This window comes from Xanthomonas sp. DAR33341 (assembly GCF_003992815.1).
In the GTDB taxonomy this organism is placed as follows: Bacteria; Pseudomonadota; Gammaproteobacteria; order Xanthomonadales; family Xanthomonadaceae; genus Xanthomonas; species Xanthomonas cissicola.
Genome location: NZ_QEYV01000028.1, coordinates 91,232 through 115,697, shown reverse-complemented (window position 1 = coordinate 115,697; position 24,466 = coordinate 91,232). Strand labels below are relative to the sequence as shown.

At 66.1% G+C, this 24,466-nt stretch carries 16 protein-coding genes; 6 read left to right on the top strand and 10 right to left on the bottom strand.

Annotation, left to right across the window (positions count from 1 at the left end; genetic code table 11):
- Window positions 1-199: 199 nt before the first annotated feature.
- The 3 genes from leuB to leuC all read right to left on the bottom strand — a co-directional run bounded on the left by leuB (window position 200) and on the right by leuC (window position 3,525).
- Entirely contained in the window at window positions 200-1,273 is a 1,074-nt protein-coding gene (leuB, locus tag EO156_RS13560; RefSeq protein WP_005912018.1) for a 3-isopropylmalate dehydrogenase, read from the bottom strand.
- Between the two features lie 93 nt (window positions 1,274-1,366).
- The gene (gene leuD / locus EO156_RS13555) at window positions 1,367-2,014 is read right to left on the bottom strand and encodes a 3-isopropylmalate dehydratase small subunit (protein WP_016849467.1); all 648 of its coding nucleotides are present in this window, start codon (window positions 2,012-2,014) and stop codon (window positions 1,367-1,369) included.
- 71 nt (window positions 2,015-2,085) lie between these two features.
- Window positions 2,086-3,525, bottom strand: a complete 1,440-nt coding sequence (leuC, locus tag EO156_RS13550) for a 3-isopropylmalate dehydratase large subunit (protein WP_033482962.1) — start codon at window positions 3,523-3,525, stop codon at window positions 2,086-2,088.
- Window positions 3,526-3,645: 120 nt separating this feature from the next.
- On the opposite strand from leuC, the gene EO156_RS13545 reads away from it, so the two are divergent.
- A complete protein-coding gene (locus EO156_RS13545; protein ID WP_016849465.1) occupies window positions 3,646-4,530 on the top strand; it encodes a LysR family transcriptional regulator in 885 nt (294 codons plus the stop codon).
- Between the two features lie 238 nt (window positions 4,531-4,768).
- Here the strand turns inward: EO156_RS13545 and EO156_RS13540 are convergent, their stop codons facing one another.
- Window positions 4,769-7,771 carry a ligand-binding sensor domain-containing diguanylate cyclase gene (locus EO156_RS13540; RefSeq protein ID WP_029996370.1) on the bottom strand — a complete coding sequence of 1,001 codons (3,003 nt, stop codon included), beginning with the start codon at window positions 7,769-7,771 and terminating at the stop codon, window positions 4,769-4,771.
- A gap of 216 nt (window positions 7,772-7,987) precedes the next feature.
- Between EO156_RS13540 and EO156_RS13535 the strand changes: the two genes are divergently transcribed.
- The 3 genes from EO156_RS13535 to EO156_RS13525 all read left to right on the top strand — a co-directional run bounded on the left by EO156_RS13535 (window position 7,988) and on the right by EO156_RS13525 (window position 10,829).
- Window positions 7,988-8,641, top strand: coding sequence for a TetR/AcrR family transcriptional regulator (locus EO156_RS13535; RefSeq protein WP_003483364.1), 654 nt, complete (start codon window positions 7,988-7,990; stop codon window positions 8,639-8,641).
- 128 nt (window positions 8,642-8,769) lie between these two features.
- On the top strand, window positions 8,770-9,426 hold the full coding sequence (locus EO156_RS13530; RefSeq protein WP_003483366.1) for a protein-L-isoaspartate O-methyltransferase: 657 nt from the start codon (window positions 8,770-8,772) through the stop codon (window positions 9,424-9,426).
- A 20-nt stretch (window positions 9,427-9,446) separates the two neighbouring features.
- A complete protein-coding gene (locus EO156_RS13525) occupies window positions 9,447-10,829 on the top strand; it encodes a TolC family outer membrane protein (protein WP_016849107.1) in 1,383 nt (460 codons plus the stop codon).
- Between the two features lie 267 nt (window positions 10,830-11,096).
- Here EO156_RS13525 and waaA read toward each other — a convergent pair whose 3' ends face one another.
- Window positions 11,097-12,413 carry a lipid IV(A) 3-deoxy-D-manno-octulosonic acid transferase gene (gene waaA / locus EO156_RS13520; protein WP_026006847.1) on the bottom strand — a complete coding sequence of 439 codons (1,317 nt, stop codon included), beginning with the start codon at window positions 12,411-12,413 and terminating at the stop codon, window positions 11,097-11,099.
- 287 nt (window positions 12,414-12,700) lie between these two features.
- Here waaA and EO156_RS13510 point away from each other — a divergent pair, with 287 nt between their 5' ends.
- Window positions 12,701-13,621 (top strand): LpxL/LpxP family Kdo(2)-lipid IV(A) lauroyl/palmitoleoyl acyltransferase, encoded by a 921-nt coding sequence (locus EO156_RS13510; protein WP_005912034.1) that lies wholly within the window; start codon window positions 12,701-12,703, stop codon window positions 13,619-13,621.
- Between the two features lie 91 nt (window positions 13,622-13,712).
- On the opposite strand, the gene EO156_RS13505 is transcribed toward EO156_RS13510, so the two are convergent.
- From EO156_RS13505 to EO156_RS13495, 3 genes are read right to left on the bottom strand one after another with little or no spacing between them, the layout of a single operon-like run.
- Window positions 13,713-15,044 carry an O-antigen ligase gene (locus EO156_RS13505; RefSeq protein ID WP_016849109.1) on the bottom strand — a complete coding sequence of 444 codons (1,332 nt, stop codon included), beginning with the start codon at window positions 15,042-15,044 and terminating at the stop codon, window positions 13,713-13,715.
- Window positions 15,025-16,137 carry a glycosyltransferase gene (locus tag EO156_RS13500; protein ID WP_016849110.1) on the bottom strand — a complete coding sequence of 371 codons (1,113 nt, stop codon included), beginning with the start codon at window positions 16,135-16,137 and terminating at the stop codon, window positions 15,025-15,027. The genes EO156_RS13505 and EO156_RS13500 overlap by 20 nt, the downstream gene beginning before the upstream one ends.
- Window positions 16,138-16,147: 10 nt before the next feature.
- Window positions 16,148-16,345: a zinc-finger domain-containing protein gene (locus tag EO156_RS13495; protein WP_003483377.1), complete on the bottom strand. Its 198-nt coding sequence runs from the start codon at window positions 16,343-16,345 to the stop codon at window positions 16,148-16,150.
- A 310-nt stretch (window positions 16,346-16,655) separates the two neighbouring features.
- Between EO156_RS13495 and EO156_RS13490 the strand changes: the two genes are divergently transcribed.
- A complete protein-coding gene (locus tag EO156_RS13490; RefSeq protein WP_016849111.1) occupies window positions 16,656-20,003 on the top strand; it encodes a GH92 family glycosyl hydrolase in 3,348 nt (1,115 codons plus the stop codon).
- Between the two features lie 338 nt (window positions 20,004-20,341).
- Here EO156_RS13490 and EO156_RS13480 read toward each other — a convergent pair whose 3' ends face one another.
- Together EO156_RS13480 and EO156_RS13475 are read right to left on the bottom strand one after the other, a co-directional pair.
- Window positions 20,342-22,651 (bottom strand): NADP-dependent malic enzyme, encoded by a 2,310-nt coding sequence (locus tag EO156_RS13480; RefSeq protein ID WP_003483381.1) that lies wholly within the window; start codon window positions 22,649-22,651, stop codon window positions 20,342-20,344.
- 196 nt (window positions 22,652-22,847) lie between these two features.
- Window positions 22,848-24,221, bottom strand: coding sequence for a dicarboxylate/amino acid:cation symporter (locus tag EO156_RS13475; RefSeq protein WP_003483384.1), 1,374 nt, complete (start codon window positions 24,219-24,221; stop codon window positions 22,848-22,850).
- Between the last annotated feature and the right edge of the window lie 245 nt (window positions 24,222-24,466).

The following is a 24,466-nucleotide window of genomic DNA, read 5'->3' as shown; positions in this document are numbered from 1 at the left end:
GGCACTTGCACGCATACCGGCCTGGGACACGCCGCGAGTACGTCCATGTAGGCTCTGGCGCGGCATCCATGCCGCTCAAGGTCCCACACCGGTACGCGAGCAAGCACCACCGGCTGCTGTCGGCAGCTGAGGACACGGATGCGCTACCGCGCTGGCGACCGTTCCTGCGTACTACAACGCTTTGGGACTGCGAGCGCTTTTACAGCGCGGCCACCACCGCATCGCCCATCGCCACGGTACCGACCTTGGTAGTGCCTTCCGACCAGATGTCGGCAGTACGCAGGCCTTGATCGAGCACCTTGCCAACCGCATGTTCGATGGCATCTGCTGCAGTGGCCTGCGCGAAGGTGTAGCGCAACATCATCGCCACCGACAGGATCGTGGCCAATGGATTGGCGATGCCCTTGCCGGCGATATCCGGTGCCGAGCCATGGCAGGGTTCGTACATACCCTTGCTGTTGGCATCCAGCGAGGCCGAAGGCAGCATGCCGATGGAACCGGTGAGCATGGATGCCTGGTCGGACAGGATGTCGCCGAACATGTTGTCGGTCACGATCACGTCGAACTGCTTGGGAGCACGCACCAACTGCATCGCTGCGTTGTCCACGTACATATGCGACAGCGCGATATCCGGGTAGTCCTTGGCCACTTCTTCGACCACTGCACGCCATAGCTGGCTCGATGCAAGCACGTTGGCCTTGTCGACCGAACACAGCTTCTTGCCGCGCAGGCGTGCCATGTCGAAGCCGGCCTTGGCGATGCGACGAATCTCGCTCTCGCTATATGGCAAGGTGTCGTACGCCTGGCGTTCGCCGTTGTCCAAGGTGCGGTTACCACGCGGCTGGCCGAAATAGATGCCGCCAGTGAGTTCGCGCAGGATCAGCAGATCCAGCCCGGCCACGACCTCCGGCTTGAGCGTGGACGCATCGGCCAGCTGCGGATACAGCAATGCCGGCCGCAGGTTGGCGAACAAGCCCAGCTGCGAGCGGATCTTGAGCAACCCACGCTCCGGCCGCAGCGCCGGGTCGATGGTGTCCCACTGCGGGCCACCCACCGCACCCAGCAGCACCGCATCGGCGCCACGCGCGCGCTCCAGTGTTTCATCGGCCAATGGGCTGCCGTATTTGTCGTACGCAGCGCCGCCCAGCTCGTCATACACCAGCTGAAAACCCAGACCGTGTTGCGCGTCAATGCGCTTCAACACCTTGACCGCTTCGGCCATGATCTCCGGCCCGATCCCGTCGCCGGGAAGAATCAGAATCTGCTTGCTCATGCCACCCTCGTGAAGTGACGCCGCAGCGTCATTGACATCAATCCAATGCAGTCCGCACGCAGCGCGGTGAGCGCGCGCATCTGCGGCTCGACATTACTGCAACGCGCCAAACAACCACGGTTGGCGCGCGCGATGGCCTTGCTCGAAGCGCCCGATGGCATCGGCGTCCTGCAAGGTGAGGCCGATATCGTCCAGGCCATTGAGCAGGCAGTGTTTGCGGAAGGCATCGATGTCGAAGCCGTACTCCACGCCATCGGGGCGGCGTACGCGTTGCGCGGCCAGATCTACGGTGAGCCGGTAGCCCTCGGTCGTCAGGCATTGTTCGAACAATGCATCGACCTGCGCTTCGGCCAGCACGATCGGCAGCAGGCCGTTCTTGAAACTGTTGTTATAGAAGATGTCGGCAAAGCTCGGCGCGATCACGGTGCGAAAGCCGTATTCGTCCAGCGCCCACGGCGCATGCTCGCGCGAGGAACCACAGCCGAAGTTTTCCCGGGCCAGCAAGACGCTGGCGCCCTGATAGCGCGGGAAATTGAGCACGAATTCCGGATTGAGCGGGCGCGTGCTGTTGTCGCGACCAGGCTCGCCGATATCCAGATAGCGCCACTCGTCGAACAGGTTCGGACCGAAACCGGTGCGCTTGATCGACTTGAGGAACTGCTTGGGAATGATCTGGTCGGTATCGACATTGGCGCGATCCAGCGGCGCGACCAGTCCGGTGTGTTGGGTGAAAGGAGTCATTGGAATGCCGGGAATTGGAAGTGGAGAATGGGGAATTGGCAGGGCGGAGACGGGACGGACGTTGCCATTCTCTATTCCCGACTCTCGATTCCCTGCAGTTCACGTACATCGACAAAATGACCGCTCACCGCCGCAGCCGCCGCCATCGCCGGGCTGACCAGATGCGTGCGGCCGCCGGCGCCTTGGCGGCCTTCGAAGTTGCGGTTGGAGGTCGAAGCGCAATGTTCGCCGCTACCCAGCTTATCCGGGTTCATGGCCAGACACATCGAGCAGCCTGGCTCGCGCCATTCGAAGCCGGCATCCAGCAACACCTTGTCCAGGCCTTCGGCTTCGGCCTGCGCCTTCACCAGCCCAGAGCCCGGCACCACCAAGGCCTGCTTGATGGTGGAGGCGACCTTGCGGCCCTTGGCCACTGCGGCAGCGGCACGCAGGTCTTCGATGCGCGAATTGGTGCACGAGCCGATGAACACGCGATCCAGGCGGATGGCGGTGATCGGCTGGTTGGCCTTCAGCCCCATGTATTTCAGCGCGCGCTCGATCGAATCGCGCTTGGTCGGGTCCTGCTCGATGGCCGGATCGGGCACGTGCTGATCGATGGCCAGCACCATTTCCGGCGAAGTGCCCCAGCTGACCTGCGGCTTGATGTCTTCGGCACACAACTCCACCACGGTGTCGAAGTGCGCGTCCGGGTCGGAGACCAGCGTGCTCCAGAGCGCCACCGCCGCATCCCAGTGGGCGCCCTTGGGGGCGAACGGGCGCCCTTCGACGTAGGCAATGGTCTTCTCGTCCACCGCCACCATGCCCACGCGGGCACCGGCTTCGATGGCCATGTTGCAGATGGTCATGCGGCCTTCCATCGACAGAGTCCGAATGGCGCTGCCGGCAAATTCCAGCGCATGCCCGTTGCCGCCGGCGGTGCCGATCTTGCCGATCACCGCCAGCACGATGTCCTTGGCGGTCACTCCGAACGGCAGCGTGCCTTCCACACGCACCTGCATGTTCTTCATTTTCTTTGCGATCAGGCATTGGGTGGCCAGCACGTGCTCGACCTCGGAGGTGCCGATGCCGTGCGCCAGCGCGCCGAACGCGCCATGCGTGGAGGTGTGCGAATCGCCGCAGACCACGGTCATGCCCGGCAGGGTGGCGCCCTGCTCGGGGCCGACCACATGCACGATGCCCTGGCGCGCATCGTTCATCTTGAACTCGAGGATGCCGAAGTCGTCGCAGTTCTCGTCCAGGGTCTGCACCTGCAGCCGCGAGACTTCGTCGGAGATCGACTCCAGCCCGCCCTGGCGTTCGGCACGCGTGGTCGGCACGTTGTGGTCGGGCGTGGCGATGTTGGCGTCGATGCGCCACGGCTTGCGCCTGGCCAGGCGCAGGCCTTCGAACGCCTGCGGCGAGGTCACTTCATGCAGGATGTGGCGGTCGATGTAGATCAGCGACGAACCATCGTCGCGGCGCGTGACCTCGTGCAGGTCCCACAGCTTGTCGTACAGCGTCTTGGCAGTCATTGCGGCGATCCGGTTGGCGGATGGTGGGAGCACCCACCTGGCTGCGTTCGATGCTAGGAGCTTGCCTTGGATAACGCAAATTCATATTGTTTATTCAACAAATGAAATTTGGGAATAGCAATGGACCTGGCAAGCCTCAGCGCCTTCGTGGCGATCGCCGAGAGCGGCAGCTTTTCGGCAGCCGGCGAGGCCTTGCATCTGACCCAGCCAGCGGTGAGCAAACGCATCGCCCTCCTGGAAGCGCAATTGTCGGCGCGGCTGTTCGATCGCCTGGGCCGGCAGGTGGTGCTGACCGAAGCCGGACAGGCGTTGCTGCCGCGCGCGCAACGCATCCTGGCCGAGCTGCAGGACACCCGCCGCGTGCTGGAGCATTTGGGCGCAGCCGTTGGCGGCCGCTTGAGTCTGGCCACCAGCCACCATGTGGGTCTGCACCGCCTGCCGGCCTTGTTGCGCGGTTTTGCCACGCGACATCCGCAGGCGGCGTTGGACATCCAGTTCCTGGATTCGGAGTTGGCGTACGCCGCGGTGCTGCGCGGGGAGGTGGAACTGGCAGTGACAACCCTGGCACCGGACACGCGCGCTCCGCTGCGCGCGCAGCCGATCTGGCATGACCGCTTGCAGTTCGTGGTTGCACCCGACCACCCGTTGGCAGCACTGCCTGCGGTGTCGCTGGACGATGTGGTGACGCACCCGGCGGTATTGCCCGATCCGGGCACCTTCACCCATCGCATCGTTGCCAACCTGTTCGCCGAGCGCGGTCTGGTGCCGAGTCTGCGCATGACCACCAATTACCTGGAAACGATCAAGATGCTGGTGTCGGTGGGCCTGGCGTGGAGCGTGCTGCCCGAGCGCATGATCGACCATCAGATCGTGGCGCTGCCGCTGGCCGATGTCGCGTTATCCCGCGAGCTGGGTTGCGTCACCCATGGCGGGCGCACCTTGTCGCGTGCTGCGCAGGCATTTGTGGCGTTGTTGCACGCGCAGGCGGATCTGGCGCAGGCGTAGGCTGCGGGCGATATGTCTGCAGCGTGCCGCACGCGTCGGCGAAAGATGACGCCAGCCGGTCGATCTCGGCACGACCGCATGGGAAGTGCGATGCGTCATGCACACGCGGCTTGCTGACTCGGCGATGCCGCGGCCCGGCCGGCAATGCCGCGATGTGTTCTTCGCCCCCCCGTGCGCCGTAACAACACGTGTGCTGCATCGATCCAGCATCCAGCAGTTCACGGGCCTAAGCAACGTCTTACGGCCCGATCAAGCGATCCCGCCCCTGCCGCTTGGCTTCGTACAGACGACGGTCGGCCAACGCCAGCAATTCGCGCCGGCTGGGCGCCTCCTCGCTCATCGCCATGCCCATGCTGGCGGTACAACGCACCGTCATGCCTTGCGCATCGACTTCGATGTCGGCCAGTCGCTGTCGCATGCGCTCGAACAGCGCGCGCGCCTGTACCGCATCCAGCCCGGTGGCCGCCAGCAGGAACTCTTCGCCGCCGTGACGCGCGGCGAAGCAATGCGCCTGATCCTGCTCGCTCAACACCTCGCCGATGGCAGACAGCACCGCATCGCCGACCTCATGGCCGTAGTCGTCGTTGATGCGCTTGAAGTGATCGATATCCATCAACGCCAGCGCCAACGCCGCGCCACCGGCGTGCGCCTCGTCGAACCATTGCTGCAACACGCGCTCGGCTTCGCGCCGGTTCGGCAGCGCGGTCAGCACATCGTGGCTGGCGCGGTATTCGAGCTGGCGCATCAACGCTTCGCGCTCCTGGCTGGCCTGCTGCAGCGCCAGGTTCTTGTCGCTCAGTTCGCGCGTGCGCCGGTCGATGACGGTATTGAGCTGGCGCTGACGCAGGCGATAGCTGGCGGTACGCCATAGGTAGAACCCGTAGATCACGCTGGCCAGGGCGAGGATGCCCAGGCCGATCACTTCGCCCCGGCGCCACCACGGCGGCGCCAGTTCGATGACCAGGCTGGCTTCGCCCAGCAGGTCGTTTTGCCGCCAGTCCACCGGTAGCGACATCGCTTGCACGCGGAAGCGGAAACGGCCCGGCGGCAAATTGGTGTAGACCGCTTCGCTGGCATTGTCGGCATCCACCCAGTCCGGGTCGAAGCCTTCCAGCCGATAGCGATACCGCACCTTGTCCGGGCCGCGGAAATTCAGCCCGGCGTACGCGATCGCGATACGCCGCGTCTCGGCACCGAGCCGGTGCGGGCCACTGAGCGGCTGCATCATGCCATCGACCAGCAGACGCTCGAAGACGATCGGCACCCGATGGCCTTGCAAGGTGCCCACGCGGGCCGGGTCGATCACGCCCAGGCCCGCGGCGGTGGGGAACAGCAACTGTCCGGACCGGGTCAGCCAGCCGGCCGGCGCGCTGCTGCCGTTGCCCTGGTTGCTGGGCATGCCGTCGCTGCGGTCGACCACTTCCACGCTCAATTGCTCGCGCGTGCCCGCATCGAGCTGGTCGAAGTTATCGCGTGCGATGCGGAACACCCCGTGGTTGCTCGACAACCAGAAATAGCCACGGCCGTCGTCGATCACCCGAAACACCTTGTCGCGCGGTAGCCCCACCCGGTGGTCGTAGACGCGGAAGCTGTCGCCGCGCAACCGCAGCAGGCCGCGATCGCTGGCGATCCACACATCGCCAGCGGCATCGCGCAGGAAGTCGAAGGCGTTCTGCCCCGGGAAATCCTGCTCGCCCAGCCAGGCGCGGGTGCTGCCGTCCGGCGACAGCGCGGTCACACCGCGATCGGTGCCGATCCAGACGATGCCCTGCGCATCGCGGTACAACACCTGCACCGAGCCATCGGGTACGCCATCGGCTGCGGTGTAGCGACGCGCCTTGCCATTGCGCCAGCGCACCAACCCGGCGGTGGTGCCGATCCACAGATCGTCGCCGTCCGGCAACACCGCACGCACCGACATGGAGGGCAGGCCATCGGCCGCGCCGATGCGCACCAGCACGTGGCCTTGCGCGTCCAGACGCACCACGCCCTCGCTATAGGTACCGGCCCAGACGCCGCCATCGCCAGCATCGGCCAGCGCCAGCACCGATTGCTCGAGCACGCGCCCACCTTCGCTGGGCGACAGCGACACGCGGCTGATGGTGCCGTCGCGCCAACGATCCAGGCCGACGGCGTTACCCACCCATACCGTGCCCTGGCCGGTCTGCAGCACGCAACGCACGTAGTCCGAACTCAGGCCTTCGTCGTGGGTGACACCATGCGCGGCGCCCTCGGCAATACGGAACAGCCCGTGGGTGCTGCCGACCCAGATCAGGCCTTCGGCGTCTTCCAGCAGCGCCGGGCTGGCGACGCCGGAGATGGCGATCTGCTCGTCCGGGTCGTTCGGGCCGCTGTGCACCACCAGCATTCCCGAAGACAGGCTCATCCACAGGTGCCCACGGCGGTCCAGCAACACCGAATCCACGCGTTGGCCCTGGCGGAAACGCTGCAGGCCACCGCCGCGGCTCCACCACCACACGCCGTCGTTGCCAGCGACCAACAGGCCCCCCTGCCGGTCGCTGGCCAACCGCCGCACCGGCGCATCGCGCATCCCGTGCACCCTGCCCCAGGCCGCAGCCTGGCCGCCATCGCGCGGCAGGCGATACAGGCCGACCTCGGTGCCAACCCACAGGTCGCCGCTTTCGTCTGCAGACAGGGCCGTGACGCGCGCACGCGGCAAGCCGGTCTGGCGGCCGACGTCGATCACCCGCCCGTCGCCCTCGATGCGGTACAGCGTCTGCGGCGTGCCCACCCACAGCGCGCCATCGGCACGCCGCAGCAGGGCACTGACCGCAAGATGCCGCGCCGACGCATCGCCCAGCTGCTGCCAGTGACCATCCTGATAGTGGTAGACACCGTCGAACGCAGTACCGAACAGCATGCCGCCCGTGCTGTCGCGAGCCACCACGAATACCCCGCCCAGCTCGACGCCGGGAGTGTTCTGGCGGTCGTACACGGTGAAGTCGCGCCCATTGAAGCGCGCCACGCCTTCCCAGGTACCCAGCCAGATCAGCCCGTCTTCGCCCTGGGCCACCGCGTGCACCAGGTTGTGCGGCAGGCCGTCGTCCATGTTCCAACGCGTGACGGTGTGGTAGGCGGTGTGTTTGAGCACCTGCGCGCCGGCCGGCCAGGCGTTGAGCACTGCGCAGCACCACAGCAGCCACAGCCACGCCTGCCCGATCCGCCGCACGCACGTGCTGCGAACGCAGCTTGTGTGCGCCTGCGTACCGCCCCTTCCCACGCTCCCGGTCCCCTCGTCCGTGCCTGCTGGAGATACCTGCCGTATGCACCGGCAGGCCTACGGCAAATTTATCACCCGGGTTTTTGCGCTGCCTTCGGTGGATCCCTGACAGCTGCCGGGAGCGGCACGACACCGGGAACCGGGCAGACGGAACCGTTAACGTACCGGTTCGGCGCCGAGTATAAATATAGAACCCGATGGTCTAGTATTGACGGCATGTCCAGCTCGTCCCCTCTCAATTCCAAGACCAAGAGCAACGGCCCTGGTCGTCCCAAGGATCTTGGAAAGCGTGCCGCCATCCTCGGTGCCGCCCGCACCATGTTTATGGAGCAGGGCTATGCAGGGGTCAGCATGGATGGGATCGCCGCACAGGCCGGCGTCTCCAAACTGACCGTGTACAGCCACTTCGGCGACAAGGAGAGCCTGTTTTCCGAGGCGATCCGCGCACAGTGCCAGCACATGATGCCGGACGACCTGTTCGATCACGCGCCCAAGGGCGCATTGCGCGACCAGCTCACCGAGATCGCCCATGCGTTCTTCGCCATGGTCAGCACCGAATCGGCCATCTCCACCCACCGCATGATGATGGCGCCGGGGACCGGCGACGTGCATATCCGCGAGATGTTCTGGGATGCAGGCCCCAAGCGCACGCAGCGGGCGCTGGCGGATTTCCTGTCTGCACGGGTGGCCGACGGCCAGCTGGAGATCCCGGACGTCGCACGCGCCGCCTCGCAATTCTTCTGCCTGCTCAAGGGCGAGCTCTACGCCTTGATGATGTGCGGCCTGCACGGCCAGCCCACCCGCGCCCAGGTCAATGAGCACATCGACACCAGCGTGGACTTCTTTTTGAGGGCCTATGCGCCGCGCTGAGCGCCCCCGGCCTTTGGTGGCGATGACTTCCGGCACTGCGCCGGATGCCAGCGCGCGGCGATGCTAGATGCGCCAGGTGCCTCGCGCACCGGTAAAATGTTCGCCCCACCGCGTTGGATACCCGCACCATGACGATCGATTTCACCCAGGCCCGCGAAAAGATGGTCGAGCAGCAGATCCGGCCGTGGGACGTGCTGGACCTGCGCGTACTCGACGTGCTGGCGCGCATGCCGCGCGAAGCCTTCGTGCCGGAGGCGTACAGGACGCTGGCCTATGTCGATGTGGAAATTCCGCTGTCGGCCGGCCACAAGATGATGAAGCCGGTGGTCGAAGGCCGCATGTTGCAGGCACTGGATCTGCAACCAGGCGAGGACGTCCTGGAAGTCGGCACCGGCAGCGGCTTTGCCACCGCCTGCCTGGCCGCACTGGCACGCGAAGTCCTCAGCCTGGAGATCGACCCGGCGCTGGCCGCGGCCGCACGCGCCAATCTGGACCGCACCGGCCTGGGCAGCAACGTCCGCATCGAAACCGCCGACGTCTTCGGCTGGCAGAGCGAGCGTCGCTTCGACGCCATCTGCGTGACCGGTGCGGTCGACACGCTGCCCGTCCAGTGGCTGCAGTGGTTGCGCCCGAACGGCCGGCTGTTCGTCGTGCGCGGTCACGATCCGGTGATGGAAGCGGTCCTGGTCCGTGGCGACGTCAACGCCCCGCGCATCGAATCGTTGTTCGAAACCGACCTCGCCTATCTCCAGGGCGCCGCACCGACGCCCCGATTCCAATTCTGATTCCCAAGGAAGCTTCCCCGATGATCCGCCGATCCCTCGTTCTGGCCCTGGCCGCCGCCCTGTCTCCCATGGCTGTGCACGCCACCGACCTGCTGCAGGTCTACGAAATGGCCCGCAACGGCGATCCGCAGCTGGCCGTGGCCGAGTCCACGCGTCTGGTCAATCGGGAAGGTCAGGTGCAGGCGCGTGCGGCGTTGTTGCCGCAGCTGGACGGTAGCGCCGGCTACACCCAGTCGCATCGCGAGCTGGAGGGCGTCGATGGCCGCTCCACGACCAAGCAGCGCCAGTACGCGATTCAGGGCAGCCAGACCATCTTCAACTGGGCGCAGTTTTCCAACCTGCGTGCGCAGCGCGAAGTGGCCAAGGCTGCGGATTTCACCCTGGCATCGGCCAACAACGACCTGATCACCCGCACCTCGGCGGCGTATTTCCAGGTGCTGGTGGGGATCGAGTCGCTGGCGGCAGCCGAGACCAACGAAGCGGCCGCAAAGAAGCAGTTCGACTATGCCGACAAGCGTCTGGAAGTGGGTCTTGCGCCGATCACCGACGTGCACGAAGCCCGCGCCCAGTACGACCAGGCGCGTGCAGACACCATCACCGCGCGCAATACGCTCAAGGACTACTACCAGGCGCTGACCGAGCTGACCGGCCAGCCCGTGGTCGGCTTGCGCGCATTGCCGGATGAGTTCCGCCCCGAAGTACCGGCCGCCTACAGCAACGTGGATCAGCTGGTTGCCACCGCGATCGCCGACAATCCCGCGCTGAAGGCGCAGCAGTTGCAGGTCAGCGCTGCCGAGGCGCAGGTCAGTGCTGCGCGTGCCGGCCATCTGCCCACGCTGAGCCTGGGTGCCAATGTCGGCCGCAGCAATAGCTGGGGTGGCCAGGGAACGGTCGACGAGGCGGCGGGCAACTTCACCACCGCAGGCCGCAATATCGATACCGATTCGGTCGGCATCACGCTGACGATTCCGATCTTTGCCGGCGGTGCGACCCAGTCGGCCGTGCGCCAGGCATTGTCGCAACGCGACATCCAGCAGGACACCTACGAGCAGCAGAAGCGCGCGCTGGATCGCAACACCCGCAATGCCTACCAGACCGTCGTTGCCGGCATCAGCGAAGTGGAAGCCCGCCGTCTGGCCGTGGTGTCGGCGCAAGCCGCCTACGACGCCTCGCAGGTGGGCCTGGAAGTCGGCACGCGCACCGTGCTGGACGTGGTGCAGAACCAGCGCACGCTGTTCCAGGCGCAGCTGAACTACGCACAGTCGCGTTACAACTTCCTGCAGAACCGCCTGCTGCTGGGCCAGGCCATCGGCAAGCTCGACATCACCGACCTGCAGGATGTGAATCGCCTGCTGTCGCAGGACGCCGAATCCAAGCTGCAGGGCAGTGGTTCGTTGCAGTAAGACCCTCGGGATGCACGAGAAAGCGGGCCCAGGCCCGCTTTTTTTGTGCGCGATGCAACTGCGTGCGCACCTGTTGTGAGGTCTGTTGCAGGTGCGGTGAACCGGCAACTCCGGCGTGCAGCATCCGACCCGAGCGATCCAACCACGCGCGTCTCACCCCCTGGCGCACGCTCTCGCCACTGAACGCAACGAAGGCGGCAATCCGGCGGCAGGCCTCGGTGGAGTGCGGCACGTCCATGCACGCAGCCACGCACCGAGCGACAAACCTCACGCCGCAACGCCCTCGTTCGCCAGCGGCGGCAGATCGGGAGCGATCTGCACCAATGTGCGGGTCACGGCGCCCTTGCCATTGGCGACCAGCGCCAAGCCCGCAGTGGCCATCGCCTCGCGTTGTGCGGGGTCGGCGAGCAGGCGCGCCAACGCCTGGTAGACGCACTCGGCATCCTCGCAGATGGCAACGGCATCGGCTTGGCGCATGCGCCGCGAAATCTCCGAGAAGTTATGCAGATGCGGGCCAGTGATTGCCGGCGTGCCGACGGCGGCCGGCTCGAGCAGGTTGTGTCCGCCAATTGGCTGCAAGCTGCCACCGACGAAAGCCACCTGCGCGCACGCATAGAAGCTCATCAGCTCGCCCAGGGTGTCGATGACGAATACCTTGTCGCCTGCCTGCGGCCATTGCTGGGTCTTGCGCGTGGCAACGCGCCAACCGCGCTCGCGTGCCAATGTCTCGACCCTGGGAAAGCGCTCGGGATGGCGCGGCGCCCACAACAGCAGCAAGTCCGGAAATTGCAGCAGCACACGTGCGTGGATATCGGCGACGGCCGCCTCTTCGCCTTCGTGCGTGCTGGCGGCGATCCACACCGGGCGCGTGGCCGGCACGTGCATGCGGAACTGCGCGACCAACGCCTGCAATTGCGCCGGCGCGGCGATATCGAACTTGAGATTGCCCAACGCGATCACCTGATCCGGGCGCGCGCCCAGGGTGACGAACCGCTCGGCATCGTCCTGCGACTGCGCCGCCACGCAGGTGACGGTGCGCAGCGCACGACTGATCAACGGTGCCAGCAACCGATAGCCGCGCAACGAACGCGCCGACAACCGCGCATTGAGGATGTACACCGGAATCTGGCGATCGCGGCAGCCGAACAACATGTTCGGCCACAGCTCGGTTTCCAGGATCAACGCAAGGCGCGGGCGGAAGTGTTCGAGAAACCGCCCCACGCTGCCGGGTACGTCGTAGGGCAGGTACACATGGTCCACCGCATCGCCCCACAGCGCGCGCACGCGCTCGGAGCCGGTAGGGGTGATGGTGGTGATGACCCAACGGATATCCGGGCGCTGCGCACGTAGCGCGTTGACCAGCGGCGCGGCCGCGTTGACCTCGCCCACCGACACCGCGTGCACCCATACCCGTGGCCGCCCGCAGGCATGCGTGTAGGACGCATAGCGCTCGTTCCAGCGATTGAAGTATTCGCGCACGCGAAAGCCACGCCATACCAGGTGGTACACCGTGACCGGCAACAACAAGTAGAGCAGCGCCGAGTACAGCCCGCGCAACAGCCATTCGATCGGATCTTTCCGCATCGGTGCAGGATACGGGAGCGTCCGTGCGTGCGCATGTGCACGCTGCCCGCTGGCTGCAATCACTTAGAGCGTGTTATGTACGTTGAGGTGAGTACGAAGCGCCCTGTGGCGCGTCGAGACAAGGCGTGCGCTGCGGCCCAGGCTGGCCGCCTGGGCAAGGCGCGCAACGCAGTATCGGTGCGCCAAAGGGCGCTTCCGGAGGGTTGGCCGCCAGCGGAGCGGGCGCCGCGCCGCTGGCGGCCAACGCATCTCATCTCAAAGTGCATAACACGCTCTAGAATTGGCGCATGTCCGAGTCCGCCAACGTCGCCGTCCGCCCTTCCCTGCGCAACCCCAAGCATTGGCCGATGTATCTGGGCCTGGCGGTGATGGTGGTGGCGGGGCGCCTGCCCTGGACGCTGCAACGTGCAGTAGGCCGCGGCGTGGGCTGGATTGCGATGCGCCTGGCGGGCACACGTCGGCGCGCGGCCGAGGTCAACCTCAAACTGTGTTTCCCCGAGCAGGACGATGCCTGGCGAGCGCGGCTGTTGCGCGACAGTTTCGACGCGCTCGGCGTGGGCCTGTTCGAGTTCGCGCGCGCCTGGTGGGGCAGCATCGATGCCATTCGACCTGGCGTGCAGATCGAGGGCCTGGAGCATCTGCGGCAACTGCAACAGCAAAAGCGCGGCGTGTTGCTGGTGTCCGGCCACTTCATGACGCTGGAGATGTGCGGGCGCCTGCTTTGCGACCACGTGCCGCTGGCCGGCATGTACCGCCGGCATCGCAACCCGGTGTTCGAGTGGGCGGTCAAGCGTGGGCGCTTGCGCTATGCCACGCACATGTTCGCCAACGAAGACCTGCGCGCCACCATCAAGCATCTCAAGCGCGGCGGTTTTCTGTGGTATGCGCCCGACCAGGACATGCGCGGCAAGGACACCGTGTTCGTGCCGTTCTTCGGACATCCGGCCTCCACCATCACCGCCACCCATCAGCTGGCGCGGTTGACCGGCTGCGCGGTAGTGCCCTACTTCCATCGTCGCGAAGGTGGCCGTTACATCCTCAAGATCGCACCACCGTTGGCCGACATTCCGTCCGATGACGTCATCGCCGATACCACGCAGGTCAATGCCGCGATCGAAGACATGGTGCGCGAAGCGCCGGACCAGTACCTGTGGATCCATCGGCGCTTCAAGCGCCAGCCGGGTGGACGTAGCGCGTTCTATCGCTGACGCCGGCCCGGCGAACGCCTGCAAAGCAGGTGTGGCGTTGCCGCTGCACGCTCGCACATCGACGCGGTGCCGATCACCCGTACGCACCGCGTTACTGCGGCGCGCGGTCCGCATCGTCGTTGAGCAAGGCGCCGGCATACAGCCCGGCCAGCATCAGGCTCAGCCCGCCCCAGAAGCTGGAATAGAACGCCAGATGGGTGTTGAACGGAAAGACCGTGGCCACCAGCGCGATCATTGCCGGCCGCGCCTGCTCGCGCGCCACCACGCTTGAGTAGCGCCACGCGCGCCACGCCTGCGCCGCTCCGGCCAGCCACAGCAGCAAGCCGATCACGCCGGTTTCGGCCAGGATTTCGAGCACGATCTGATGCGCATGAAAGGCCGGCCCGTCGCCCCATGCCGGCGCTTGGCCAGGTGCCGGATTGCAGGCCGGATAGGCCTGCCGGAACCCGCGCGCACCCACGCCGTCGAGCGGATGCTTGCGGATCATGCACAGCGCCGCGCCCCAGATCTGGGCGCGCCCGGACAAGGCCTGGTCCACGCCCTGTTCGCCATTGCCGAACGCCAGCGTGGTGCGCTGGATGCGCTCGCGCGCTTGTGGCGCCACCGCCACCACCGCCACGGCCAACAGTGCGCCGGCCACCGCCACAGCCAGCAAACGACGCCCGCCCAGCAGCTGCCAACCCGACAGCAGCATGATCACGCCATAGGTGATCCACGACGCGCGCGAACCAGCCAACACCAACACGATGCCAACCGCCGCCGCACCGACAAGCCAGGCCAAGACATGACGCCGCCCCAACGCCAGCAACAGGAACGGCGACAGGCTGGCCAGGGTCTGCCCGAACTTCAGATTGCAGGGGCCCAACACGCCGCTCAACCGGTCCACCAACGCCAGCTCCTGGGCCGTGCACAGGCCATGGCCGCTGATCAGCTGCTTGATCTGATCGATGCCAAAGAACAACGGGCTGGTGCCGAAGGCGGCCTGCAGCAGCGCGTCCAGCGTCCACACTCCACCGATGACCGCCAGCCCGGTAAAGGTGCGACGCCGACGCTGCGCATTGGCCGCGGCGATGGCGCATAACCACATGAACGGCAGGTAGCGCAGATCGGTGGCCGACTTGCGCAGCGCGCGGCCGGCATCCACCGCGTCGAACGCCGACAGCATCTGCGGCAACCAGTACGCCAGGAACAACACGCTGGTCAGCGCCCAGGCCGCGCCGCTGAGCAGGCGCGTGCCGCCGCGAAAACGCGCGTGCAACAGGCGGTATGCCGCGAACAACGCACCCAGCGACAACACCGTTTCGGCCAGGCCGGGCGTAGGCCACAGCGCCACGAACACGATCACCCACAGCGGCGCCCAGCGGCCGGCATCGGGCGTCAACACGGGCGCCCGCGGGAGGGCCTCAGCGGCGGAGTTCGTCATAGACCTTCAGAGTGGCCGTTTGCATGGCCTGCAATGTGTAGGGGATCACGGCCGGCGCTGCCGGGGCGCGCTGCAGCAACTGCAGCGCCTGCGTGCATAAGGCCTGGGCATCGAAGGCGGCAACCGCCCCCCCGGGTTGCAACTCGGCCAGCAGTTCGCCCACGCCGCCATGCGCCCAGCCCAGTACCGGACGGCCGACCGACAGCGCCTCCACCACGGTGCGGCCGAAGGCTTCCGGCTTGCGCGAAAGCTGCAGCACCAGATCGCTGGCCGCATAGGCCTCGGCGATGCGGGCGGTGGGCTCGGTCAGGGCGACGGCCTCGGCAAGGCCCAGCCTGGCGGCTTCTGTCTCCAGCTCCCGCACATACGCCTCGCGCCCGGGCTCGCGTGCGCCTGGCAACCACAGGAAGGCCGGCACGCCGGCTGCACGGATGTCGGCGAGCAGCTGCAGACCGTCGGCATGCCCCTTCAGGCGCGTGCCGCGGCCCGGCAGCAATAGCAGCGGCGCATCGGCCGGCAGACCGGGCAGCAGCGTCTGTGCCCATACACGTGCGCGGCGGTCCGGCTGCAGCCGGCGCGGGAACTGTGCGATATCCACCCCGCGCGGAATGGTGCGCAGGCGCGCCGGATCGGTCTGTGGGTAGTGCGTGCACACGTACTCGCGCACCGTCTTGGACACGCAGATCACGCGCTCGCCGTAGGTCATCACCGCGCTGTAGCGGCTGGGCGAATTAAGCCCGTGCACGGTGGTCACCAGGCGCGGCCGCGCCGCCTCGGGCATCCCACGCAGCGCGTACCAGCCCAGCCAGGCCGGCAGCCGCGAACGCGCGTGGACGATGTCGGCCCCGAGTTCGGCGAACAGGCGACGCAGGCCGGCCACATGCCGCAGCGTCAGCAGCGATTTGCGCCCGATCTCCAGCGTGAGATGCTCGCCGCCAGCGTCCAGCAACGGCTGGACCAGGCGACCGCCCGCCGACACGACGACGGCGCGATGACCGGCGCGCACCAGCGCGGCAGCGATTTCCAGGGTGGAGCGCTCGACGCCGCCGGACTGCAGTGCCGGCAGCAGTTGCACCACGGTCAGGCGGTGCATCCGGCCAGTATCAGTCGGCGAGAACGAACAGCGCGCCGCAATACGGGCACTTGGCTTCGCCGTTGGGCTCGTCTTCGATCGGCAGGTACACGCGCGGATGCGAGTTCCACAGCGCCATCGCAGGGGTCGGGCAGCTCAGCGGCAGGTCGCCGCGGTGCACGGTGTAACGCTTTTCGGCATTGGCGGGCGCGGTGGCGGTCTGGCTCATGGCGGTGCGATCGGAAGGCAAAGGCAGAGCGCGGATTCTAGCAGCCTGCGTGGTGATCGGCCCATCGACCGGGCGGTGCAGGTCCGCGCGGAGTCAATTGCAGGAGTTGCCAATGCAATCGCCGAGGCCGCTGCGGACGCCGCGATATGCAGCGCATGCCAATGGGCAGCGCTGCGGCGCAACGACACCGCACCGCGCATGCCGCCTATCATCGGGAGTCAGCGTTTAGCCAACCGGCGACGTGAACCGTAACGGGCGCAACATCGGCCCAACGTACGTGCCGCCACATGCCCCAAGGAGACACTGCCCCGTGACCTTGCCTGTTGTCCTGCTGCATCCGCGTGGTCTGCCGCGCGCCATCGCCATTGCCCTGCTCTGTCTCGCCGCGCTGCCGGCGATGGGCGCCACGCACTTCGCAAGCGCGTTCGAGGACGGCGCGCCCTTAGCGATGCCGGCGACCGACACTCCCGTGCAGGTTGCCATCGGCGCCGGCCCGGCAGCGCCGTACGCCGCCAAGCCAGACGCCGGCTACAGCGGAGCGCATGCGTTGCATTACGCGAGCAACGGCGCAGGTGGGCGGCGTGCGTTGTTTACCACCGATCTGCTGATCCAGACGCAAACCACGTTGTCATGGATGGTCTTGCCGGAAAGTGTCGGCAACGACCATGTGGCATCCACGTATGTCTCGTTGGACCTGGTGCTGGACGACGGCACACGCGTTTCTGCCAGCGCAGCGCGCGATCAACACGGCGTGGCATTGGGTGCGCAGGCGCAAGGCGAGTCGAAGACGCTGTACCCGCAGCAGTGGGCGCGCAAGCAGGCGCGGTTGGGAGATGTGCCCGGGCTGCGTGGGCGGCGGGTGCGTGGGATCGAGCTGGACCTGGCGCCGCCCGCGGGCGCGCGCGCTGCCGGGTGGATCGACGATATCGCCATTGCCGAGGTGCCGCTGGCAACGCCAGGGCGGCCCTCGGATAGGGTGCTGACCACGCGCGGCACGCAATCCAATGGCACGTTTTCGCGCGGCAATAATTTTCCTGCGACGGCCGTGCCGCACGGTTTCAACTTCTGGACGCCGGTCACCGATGCGGGAACGCTGACCTGGCTATATCGCTGGAACGAACACAACGGTGCAGACAATCGTCCGCGTCTGCAGGCGCTGTCGCTCAGCCATCAACCGAGCCCGTGGATGGGCGACCGGCAGACGTTTCAGGTGATGCCCTCGCTCACTGCCGGCGTGCCGGACGCCGATCGCAGCAAGCGTGCACTGGGGTTTTCGCATGACGACGAACAGGCCCGCCCCTATCGCTACGCCGTGCAACTGGACAACGGCATCCATGCCGAGATCGCGCCGACCGACCACGCGGCGCTGTTTCGTTTTCGCTTCCCGGCGCGGGGCGATGCCAATCTGCTGTTCGACAACGTGGATGCGCGCGGCGGGCTGAAGCTGGATGCGGCGACCCAGACACTCTCCGGTTACACCGATGTGCGCAGCGGTCTGTCGACGGGCGCAACCCGCATGTACGTCTATGCCAGCTTCGATAGGCCCTGGCACAGCAGCGGCCTGCTCGACACTGGCCGCCCGACCGGCTGGATCAAGTTCGATGCCGGCAGCGCGCGACAGGTGCAGATGCGCATTGCCACTTCGCTGATTTCGGTGGAGCAGGCCAAGCACAATGCGGAACTGGAGATTGCCGCAGACGCAAGCTTCGAGCAGGTCGCCGCGCGCGCGCAGGATGCCTGGGATGCATTGCTGGGGCGCTTCGACGTGCCCGATGCCACTGCCGACCAGGCAACCACGCTGTATTCCAGCCTGTACCGGTTGTACCTGTATCCGAACTCGGCGCATGAAAACGTGGGCACTGCGACTGCGCCTGATTGGCGCTACGCCAGCCAGAACAGCTGGTCGGACGACAATATCGACGGCAGCGCGGTGCGCAGCTTCGCACCGATCCGCGACGGCCGGGTGTACGTCAACAACGGGCTATGGGATACGTTTCGCACGGCGTGGCCTGCGTATGCGCTGTTTGCGCCCGATGATGCCGGCGCCCTGGTGCAGGGGTTCGTCGAGCAATCGCGGGCCGGCGGCTGGATCGCGCGCTGGTCGTCGCCCGGTTATGCAGACCTGATGGTGGGCACCAGTTCGGATGTGGCGTTTGCTGATGCATGGCGAAAAGGCGTGCAAGGCTTCGACCCGGCCGAGGCCTACGCCGCTGCACTGAAAAACGCCACGGTCGTTGCGCCGGACCGGCATGTCGGTCGCAAGGGCATGGCGCGTTCGACCTTCCGCGGCTATACCGATACCGACACGCACGAAGGCATGTCGTGGTCGATGGAGGGCGCCCTCAACGACTTCGGCATCGCCAACATGGCCGATGCATTGTCCCGCCAGGCCAGCACCGCGCAAGCGCGTGAGCGCTATGCGACCGAGGCGCTGTATTTTCGTCGCCGCGCAGCCGGGTATGCGGCATTGTTCGATCCGGCGGTCGGCTTCTTCCAGGGGCGCAAACCCGACGGCACGTGGCGCGTGGATGCGGCGCACTACGATCCACGCGTGTGGGGCAACGATTACACCGAATCCAGCGGCTGGACGTTTGCATTCACCGCGCCGCACGATGGCGAAGGCCTGGCTGCGCTCTACGGTGGCCGCGCGGCATTGGCCGCCAAGCTGGACATGTTTTTTTCCACGCCCGAGACTGCCCAAACGCAGTTTGCAGGCTCGTATGGCAACACCATTCACGAGATGACCGAAGCGCGCGATGTGCGCATGGGCATGTACGCGCACAGCAACCAGACCGCGCACCACATTCCATGGATGTATCTGTATGCCGGGCAGCAGTGGAAAACACAGCGCATTACCCGCGAGATCCTAGCGCGCCTGTACCTGGGTAGCGAGATCGGCCAGGGTTACGCCGGCGACGAAGACAATGGCGAGATGTCGGCGTGGTATCTGTTCGCCGCGCTGGGGTTGTATCCGTTGCGGATGGGAGCGCCGGAGTATGTGATCGGCTCGCCGCTGTTCAAGCAGGCGCGCGTGCGCTTGCCGGGCGGCGGGACGCTGACGGTCAATGCGCCGCAGAATTCGCCGGAAAATGTGTATGTGCAATCGCTCAGGCTCAACGGCAAGCCGTGGCGCAAGACGTGGTTGCCGCATGCGGCGATCGCCAAGGGTGCGACGCTGGACTTCGAGATGGGGCCCACGCCCTCGCGCTGGGGGAGCGCACCGGACGATGCGCCGCCGTCGTTGACCGCACCAGGCAAGCGCCCTGCCCCGTTGGTCGATCTGCTGGGCACCGATGCGCACGTTGCGTTGGCCGACGGTGGCGAGGCGACCGCATTGCACGACGACGATGCGGGCACGGTGGTAGCGGTGTCGCGTGCGCCCACCATCACTTTGAGTGGACTGCAGCGCGGCACGCCGATGCTGTACACCTTGACCAGCGGCAATGCGGCAATCGGCGCCAGTGCGTGGACGCTGGAAGGGCGCAAGACAGGCGGTGGATGGACGATCGTCGATCAACGCAGCGACGAGCGGTTTGCCTGGCCGCTGCAGACACGTCCGTTTCGGATGACGACGCCCGGTGCATATGCGGAATATCGGCTGCGGCTGAAGATGCCTGCCCGCGCCGAACTGGCGGAAATCGAGTTGCTGGGGGATTGAGCGCAGACGCAATGAAGTTGGACGTCGTCGGCGCGAGTGGTGTTGGTGAAATTAGAAGCGGCACGCGTTTTTTACTCGCGCCTGGATTGGGGTTTCGGCGTTCGAGGTCGATTCGGTGCCGAGGGCAGGCCTTACCCTCACCCCAACTCCCGCTCCACGCCCCGGCCCGCGCTAGGCGCGGGCGCCCCAATGCACGCGCGCCATTGGCGCGCAAGCCGTACCTTCTTGCCCCAGGGGAGAGGGGCCTTCAAGCGCCGTCGTACGGCGCTCAGTGCTGCGATCGCGACTAACGGCTTGGAGGCGCGTCCGTCATCGGCTGCTTCCGGCAACCAGCGACCTCAGTCGTTGCCCTTGTCGGCGGCCGCTTTTTCCGCATCGCGCTGTCTGCGGATCTGTGCGTCCACCGCTGCGATGGCGGTCATGTTCATCACCCGGCGCGAGGTGGCGCTGGTGGTGAGGATATGCACCGGCTTGGAGATACCCATCAGGATCGGGCCGATCGCCACGCCGTCGGTGAACACGCGCACCAGGTTATAGGCGATGTTGGCCGCTTCCAGGTTCGGCAACACGAACAGGTTGGCACGGCCCTTCAAGGTGCTGTTGGGCATGATCTGCTTGCGTAGCGCTTCGTCCCAGGCGGTGTCGCCCTGCATTTCGCCGTCGATGTTGAGCTCGGGCTTGCGCTTGAGCAGCGCTTCGCGCACCTGGCGCATCTTCAGCGCGTCACGCGAGTCGTGGCTGCCGAAGTTGGAATGCGACAACAAGGCGATGTTCGGCTCGATGCCGAACAGCTTGAGGCGATACGCCGCCTGCAACGTCGCTTCCACCACCTGCTCGACGGTGGGGTCTTCCTGCACATGGGTATCCAGGAAGAAGAACACGCCAAGCTGGTTGATCACACCGGTCATCGCCGAAGTGGAGCTCACGCGCGGTTCCAGCGGGATCACGCTGCGCGCATAACCGAGCTTCTTGTGGAAGCGGCCGACCACGCCGGACAGCATCGCGTCGGCTTCGCCGCGCGCCACCATCACCGCCGCGATCAAGGTCGGGCGCGAGCGCATCAGCTCCTTGGCCGCGGTGACGGTCACGCCACGACGCTCGGTGAGTGCGTGGTAGTACTGCCAGTAATCGTTGAAGCGAGGGTCGTCGAGGATGTTGGTGATTTCGAAATCCACGCCGGCGGTCAGGCGCAGGCCCATGCGTTCGATACGCGCTTCGATCACGTCCGGGCGGCCGATCAGGATCGGGAAGGCCAGGCCTTCGTCGACCACGTTCTGCACCGCGCGTAGCACCACTTCTTCTTCGCCCTCGGCATACACCACGCGCTGCTTGTCGGCACGCGCGCGGTCGTAGACCGGCTTCATCATCAGGCTGGTGCGGTAGACGAACTGGCCGAGCTTGTCGCGGTAGGCCTCCATGTCGGTGATCGGGCGCGTGGCCACGCCCGAATCCATGGCCGCCTGCGCAACCGCAGACGACAGCTCCACCAGCAGGCGCGGGTCCAGCGGCCGCGGAATCAGATATTCGGGGCCGAAGCTCGGGGTCTCGCCGCCATAGGCCGCGCCCAGGTCGGAGGCCTCGCGCCGCGCCATTGCCGCGATCGCCTTGACGCAGGCGATCTTCATTTCTTCGTTGATGCCAGTGGCGCCCACGTCCAACGCGCCGCGGAACAGGTAAGGAAAGCACAGCACGTTGTTGATCTGGTTCGGATAGTCCGACCGACCGGTGCCGATGATGCAATCCGGGCGCACGGCCTTGGCCGCTTCCGGGGTGATTTCCGGATTGGGGTTGGCCAGCGCGAAGATCACCGGCTGGCGCGCCATGCTGGCGACCATCTCCGGCTTGAGGATGCCGGCGGCCGACAGGCCGAGGAAAATATCCGCGCCTTCGACGATTTCGGCCAGGGTGCGCTTGTCGGTATCGCGGGCGTAGCGCTGCTTGTCCGGATCCAGATCGGTGCGGCCGGTGTGGATCACGCCATCGCGGTCCAGCGCCAGGATGTTCTCCGGCTTCAGGCCCAGCGACACCAGCATGTTGACGCAGGAAATACCGGCCGCGCCCATGCCGGTGGTGGCCAGCTTGACCTCTTCGATCTTCTTGCCGGTCACCACCAGCGCGTTGAGCACGGCGGCGCCGACGATGATCGCGGTGCCGTGCTGGTCGTCATGGAACACCGGGATGTTCATGCGCTCGCGCAGCTTGCGCTCGACGATGAAGCATTCCGGCGCCTTGATGTCTTCCAGGTTGATGCCGCCGAAGGTGGGCTCCAGGCTGGCGATGATGTCCACCAGCTTGTCCGGGTCGTTCTCGTTGATTTCGATATCGAACACGTCGATGCCGGCGAACTTCTGGAACAGCACGCCCTTGCCTTCCATCACCGGTTTGGAGGCCAGCGGGCCGATGTTGCCCAGGCCCAGCACCGCCGTGCCATTGGTGATGACCGCCACCAGATTGCCGCGCGCGGTGAGCTCGCTGGCCTGGGTGGCATCTTCGACGATGGCCTCGCAGGCGAACGCCACGCCCGGCGAATACGCCAGCGACAGATCGCGCTGGGTCAGCATCGGCTTGGTCGCGGTGACCTTGATCTTGCCGGCCGGCTGCTGGCGGTGGTAGTCGAGGGCGGCCTGTTTGAAGTCGTCGGTGGACATCGGTGGTGTGGTTCTCGAAGGCGCAGGAGGCTGAATTCTACCCTCCTGCCTGAACAAGGGCCTGTCGCGCAGCTGTCAGCGCGGCAGGGAAATCACGGATGCGGCGTGGCGGGCGGCGCAGCCGGCGTGGCGGCCAAACAAGAACGGCCCTGCATCCCGTCGTTAACACCGACGGAAGACAGGGCCGTAGGAAGCATCAACGCAGGCTGGCAGGTGCCACGCCGGGTTGGCCGACCGGGGCCAGCAGCGGTGGTTCGCCGCCGTCCAGCACCAGCTTGAGCCGGTCGCGGTCCAGGGCGTTTTCCCAGCGCGAGACCACCACGGTGGCCACCGCGTTGCCGATGAAGTTGGTCAGCGAGCGGCATTCGCTCATGAAACGGTCCACGCCCAGAATCAGCGCCATGCCGGCCACCGGCACTTCGGGCACCACCGCCAGCGTGGCGGCCAGGGTGATGAAGCCGGCACCGGTGACGCCGGCCGCGCCCTTGGAGCTGAGCATCGCCACGGCCAGCAGTGCGATCTGGTGGCCCAGGGTCAGTTCGGTATTGGTGGCCTGGGCGATGAACAGCGCCGCCAGGGTCATGTAGATGTTGGTGCCGTCCAGATTGAACGAATACCCGGTCGGCACCACCAGGCCCACCACCGACTTCTCGCAACCGGCCTTTTCCATCTTCTCCATCAGCGACGGCAACGCCGACTCCGACGAGGACGTGCCCAGCACCAGCAGCAGCTCGGCCTTCAGGTAGCGGATCAGCTTGAGTACCGAAAACCCGCATAGCCGGCTCACCAGCCCCAGAATCACCAGCACGAACAACAGGGATGTCAGATAAAACGAGCCCACCAGCCAGGCCAGGTTGACCAGCGACTCCACGCCGTACTTGCCGATGGTGAAGGCGATGGCGCCGAAGGCACCGATCGGGGCGGCACGCATCAGGATGTGCACCAGCTTGAACACCGGCGCGATCAGCGCTTCCAGCAGGTTCAGCACCGGCTTGCCGCGCTCTCCCACCAACGCCAGCGACACCCCGAACAGCACCGCCACGAACAGCACCTGCAGGATGTTCGGCCCGGTCAGCTTGCCGTTGACGACCTGATCGCCGGTGAATGCGCCGATCAGCGAGTTGGGGATGATGTCCATCAGGAAGCCGACCAGGGTCAGGTCATGCGACTTCTCGACATAGCTCTTGACCGCACTCTGGTCCAGATCGGCCGGATTGATGTTCATGCCGGCGCCGGGCTGCACCACGTGGGCAACGACCAGACCGACCACCAGGGCCAACGTGGAAAAGAACAGGAAGTAGGCCATCGCCTTGCCGAACACCCGGCCCACCGTCTTGAGATGGGTCATGCCGGCGATGCCGGTGACGATGGTCAGGAAGATCACCGGGGCGATGATCATCTTCACCAGCTTGATGAAGGCGTCGCCCAGCGGCTTGAGGCTTTCGGCGAAGGCGGGCTCGAAATGGCCCAGCAGGGCACCGAGGACGATCGCTACCACCACCTGAAAATACAGTTGGCGATAGAAGGGGACGGACGCCGGCAGGGGGCCGGCAGGCTTGCTGATGTGCATGACACCACTCCGAGAGACGAGAGAGGGTGCCGAGCAGGCACCCGTTGCACGCATTCTGGCCGCACGTCACAGCCCCGGCCGATAGCCCATTGGTACTACCCCATGTCCAGCGGCTGAACGTGGGCTTACACTTCAGCCGCGCCGCCGCCGGCCGTTAATTCCGTTTAACGCAGACACGGTTTCTGTGCTGCCGTCGTCCGGATCCTGCGCGCTTGCTGAAGACATTCATTGCGACCGCCATGGCA

Coding starts and splice junctions, on each gene's coding strand:
- leuB (WP_005912018.1), bottom strand. CDS start 1,273: ATGAGCAAGCAGATTCTGATTCTTCCCGGCGACGGGATCGGGCCGGAG.
- leuD (WP_016849467.1), bottom strand. CDS start 2,014: ATGACTCCTTTCACCCAACACACCGGACTGGTCGCGCCGCTGGATCGC.
- leuC (WP_033482962.1), bottom strand. CDS start 3,525: ATGACTGCCAAGACGCTGTACGACAAGCTGTGGGACCTGCACGAGGTC.
- EO156_RS13545 (WP_016849465.1), top strand. CDS start 3,646: ATGGACCTGGCAAGCCTCAGCGCCTTCGTGGCGATCGCCGAGAGCGGC.
- EO156_RS13535 (WP_003483364.1), top strand. CDS start 7,988: ATGTCCAGCTCGTCCCCTCTCAATTCCAAGACCAAGAGCAACGGCCCT.
- EO156_RS13530 (WP_003483366.1), top strand. CDS start 8,770: ATGACGATCGATTTCACCCAGGCCCGCGAAAAGATGGTCGAGCAGCAG.
- EO156_RS13525 (WP_016849107.1), top strand. CDS start 9,447: ATGATCCGCCGATCCCTCGTTCTGGCCCTGGCCGCCGCCCTGTCTCCC.
- waaA (WP_026006847.1), bottom strand. CDS start 12,413: ATGCGGAAAGATCCGATCGAATGGCTGTTGCGCGGGCTGTACTCGGCG.
- EO156_RS13510 (WP_005912034.1), top strand. CDS start 12,701: ATGTCCGAGTCCGCCAACGTCGCCGTCCGCCCTTCCCTGCGCAACCCC.
- EO156_RS13505 (WP_016849109.1), bottom strand. CDS start 15,044: ATGACGAACTCCGCCGCTGAGGCCCTCCCGCGGGCGCCCGTGTTGACG.
- EO156_RS13500 (WP_016849110.1), bottom strand. CDS start 16,137: ATGCACCGCCTGACCGTGGTGCAACTGCTGCCGGCACTGCAGTCCGGC.
- EO156_RS13495 (WP_003483377.1), bottom strand. CDS start 16,345: ATGAGCCAGACCGCCACCGCGCCCGCCAATGCCGAAAAGCGTTACACC.
- EO156_RS13480 (WP_003483381.1), bottom strand. CDS start 22,651: ATGTCCACCGACGACTTCAAACAGGCCGCCCTCGACTACCACCGCCAG.
- EO156_RS13475 (WP_003483384.1), bottom strand. CDS start 24,221: ATGCACATCAGCAAGCCTGCCGGCCCCCTGCCGGCGTCCGTCCCCTTC.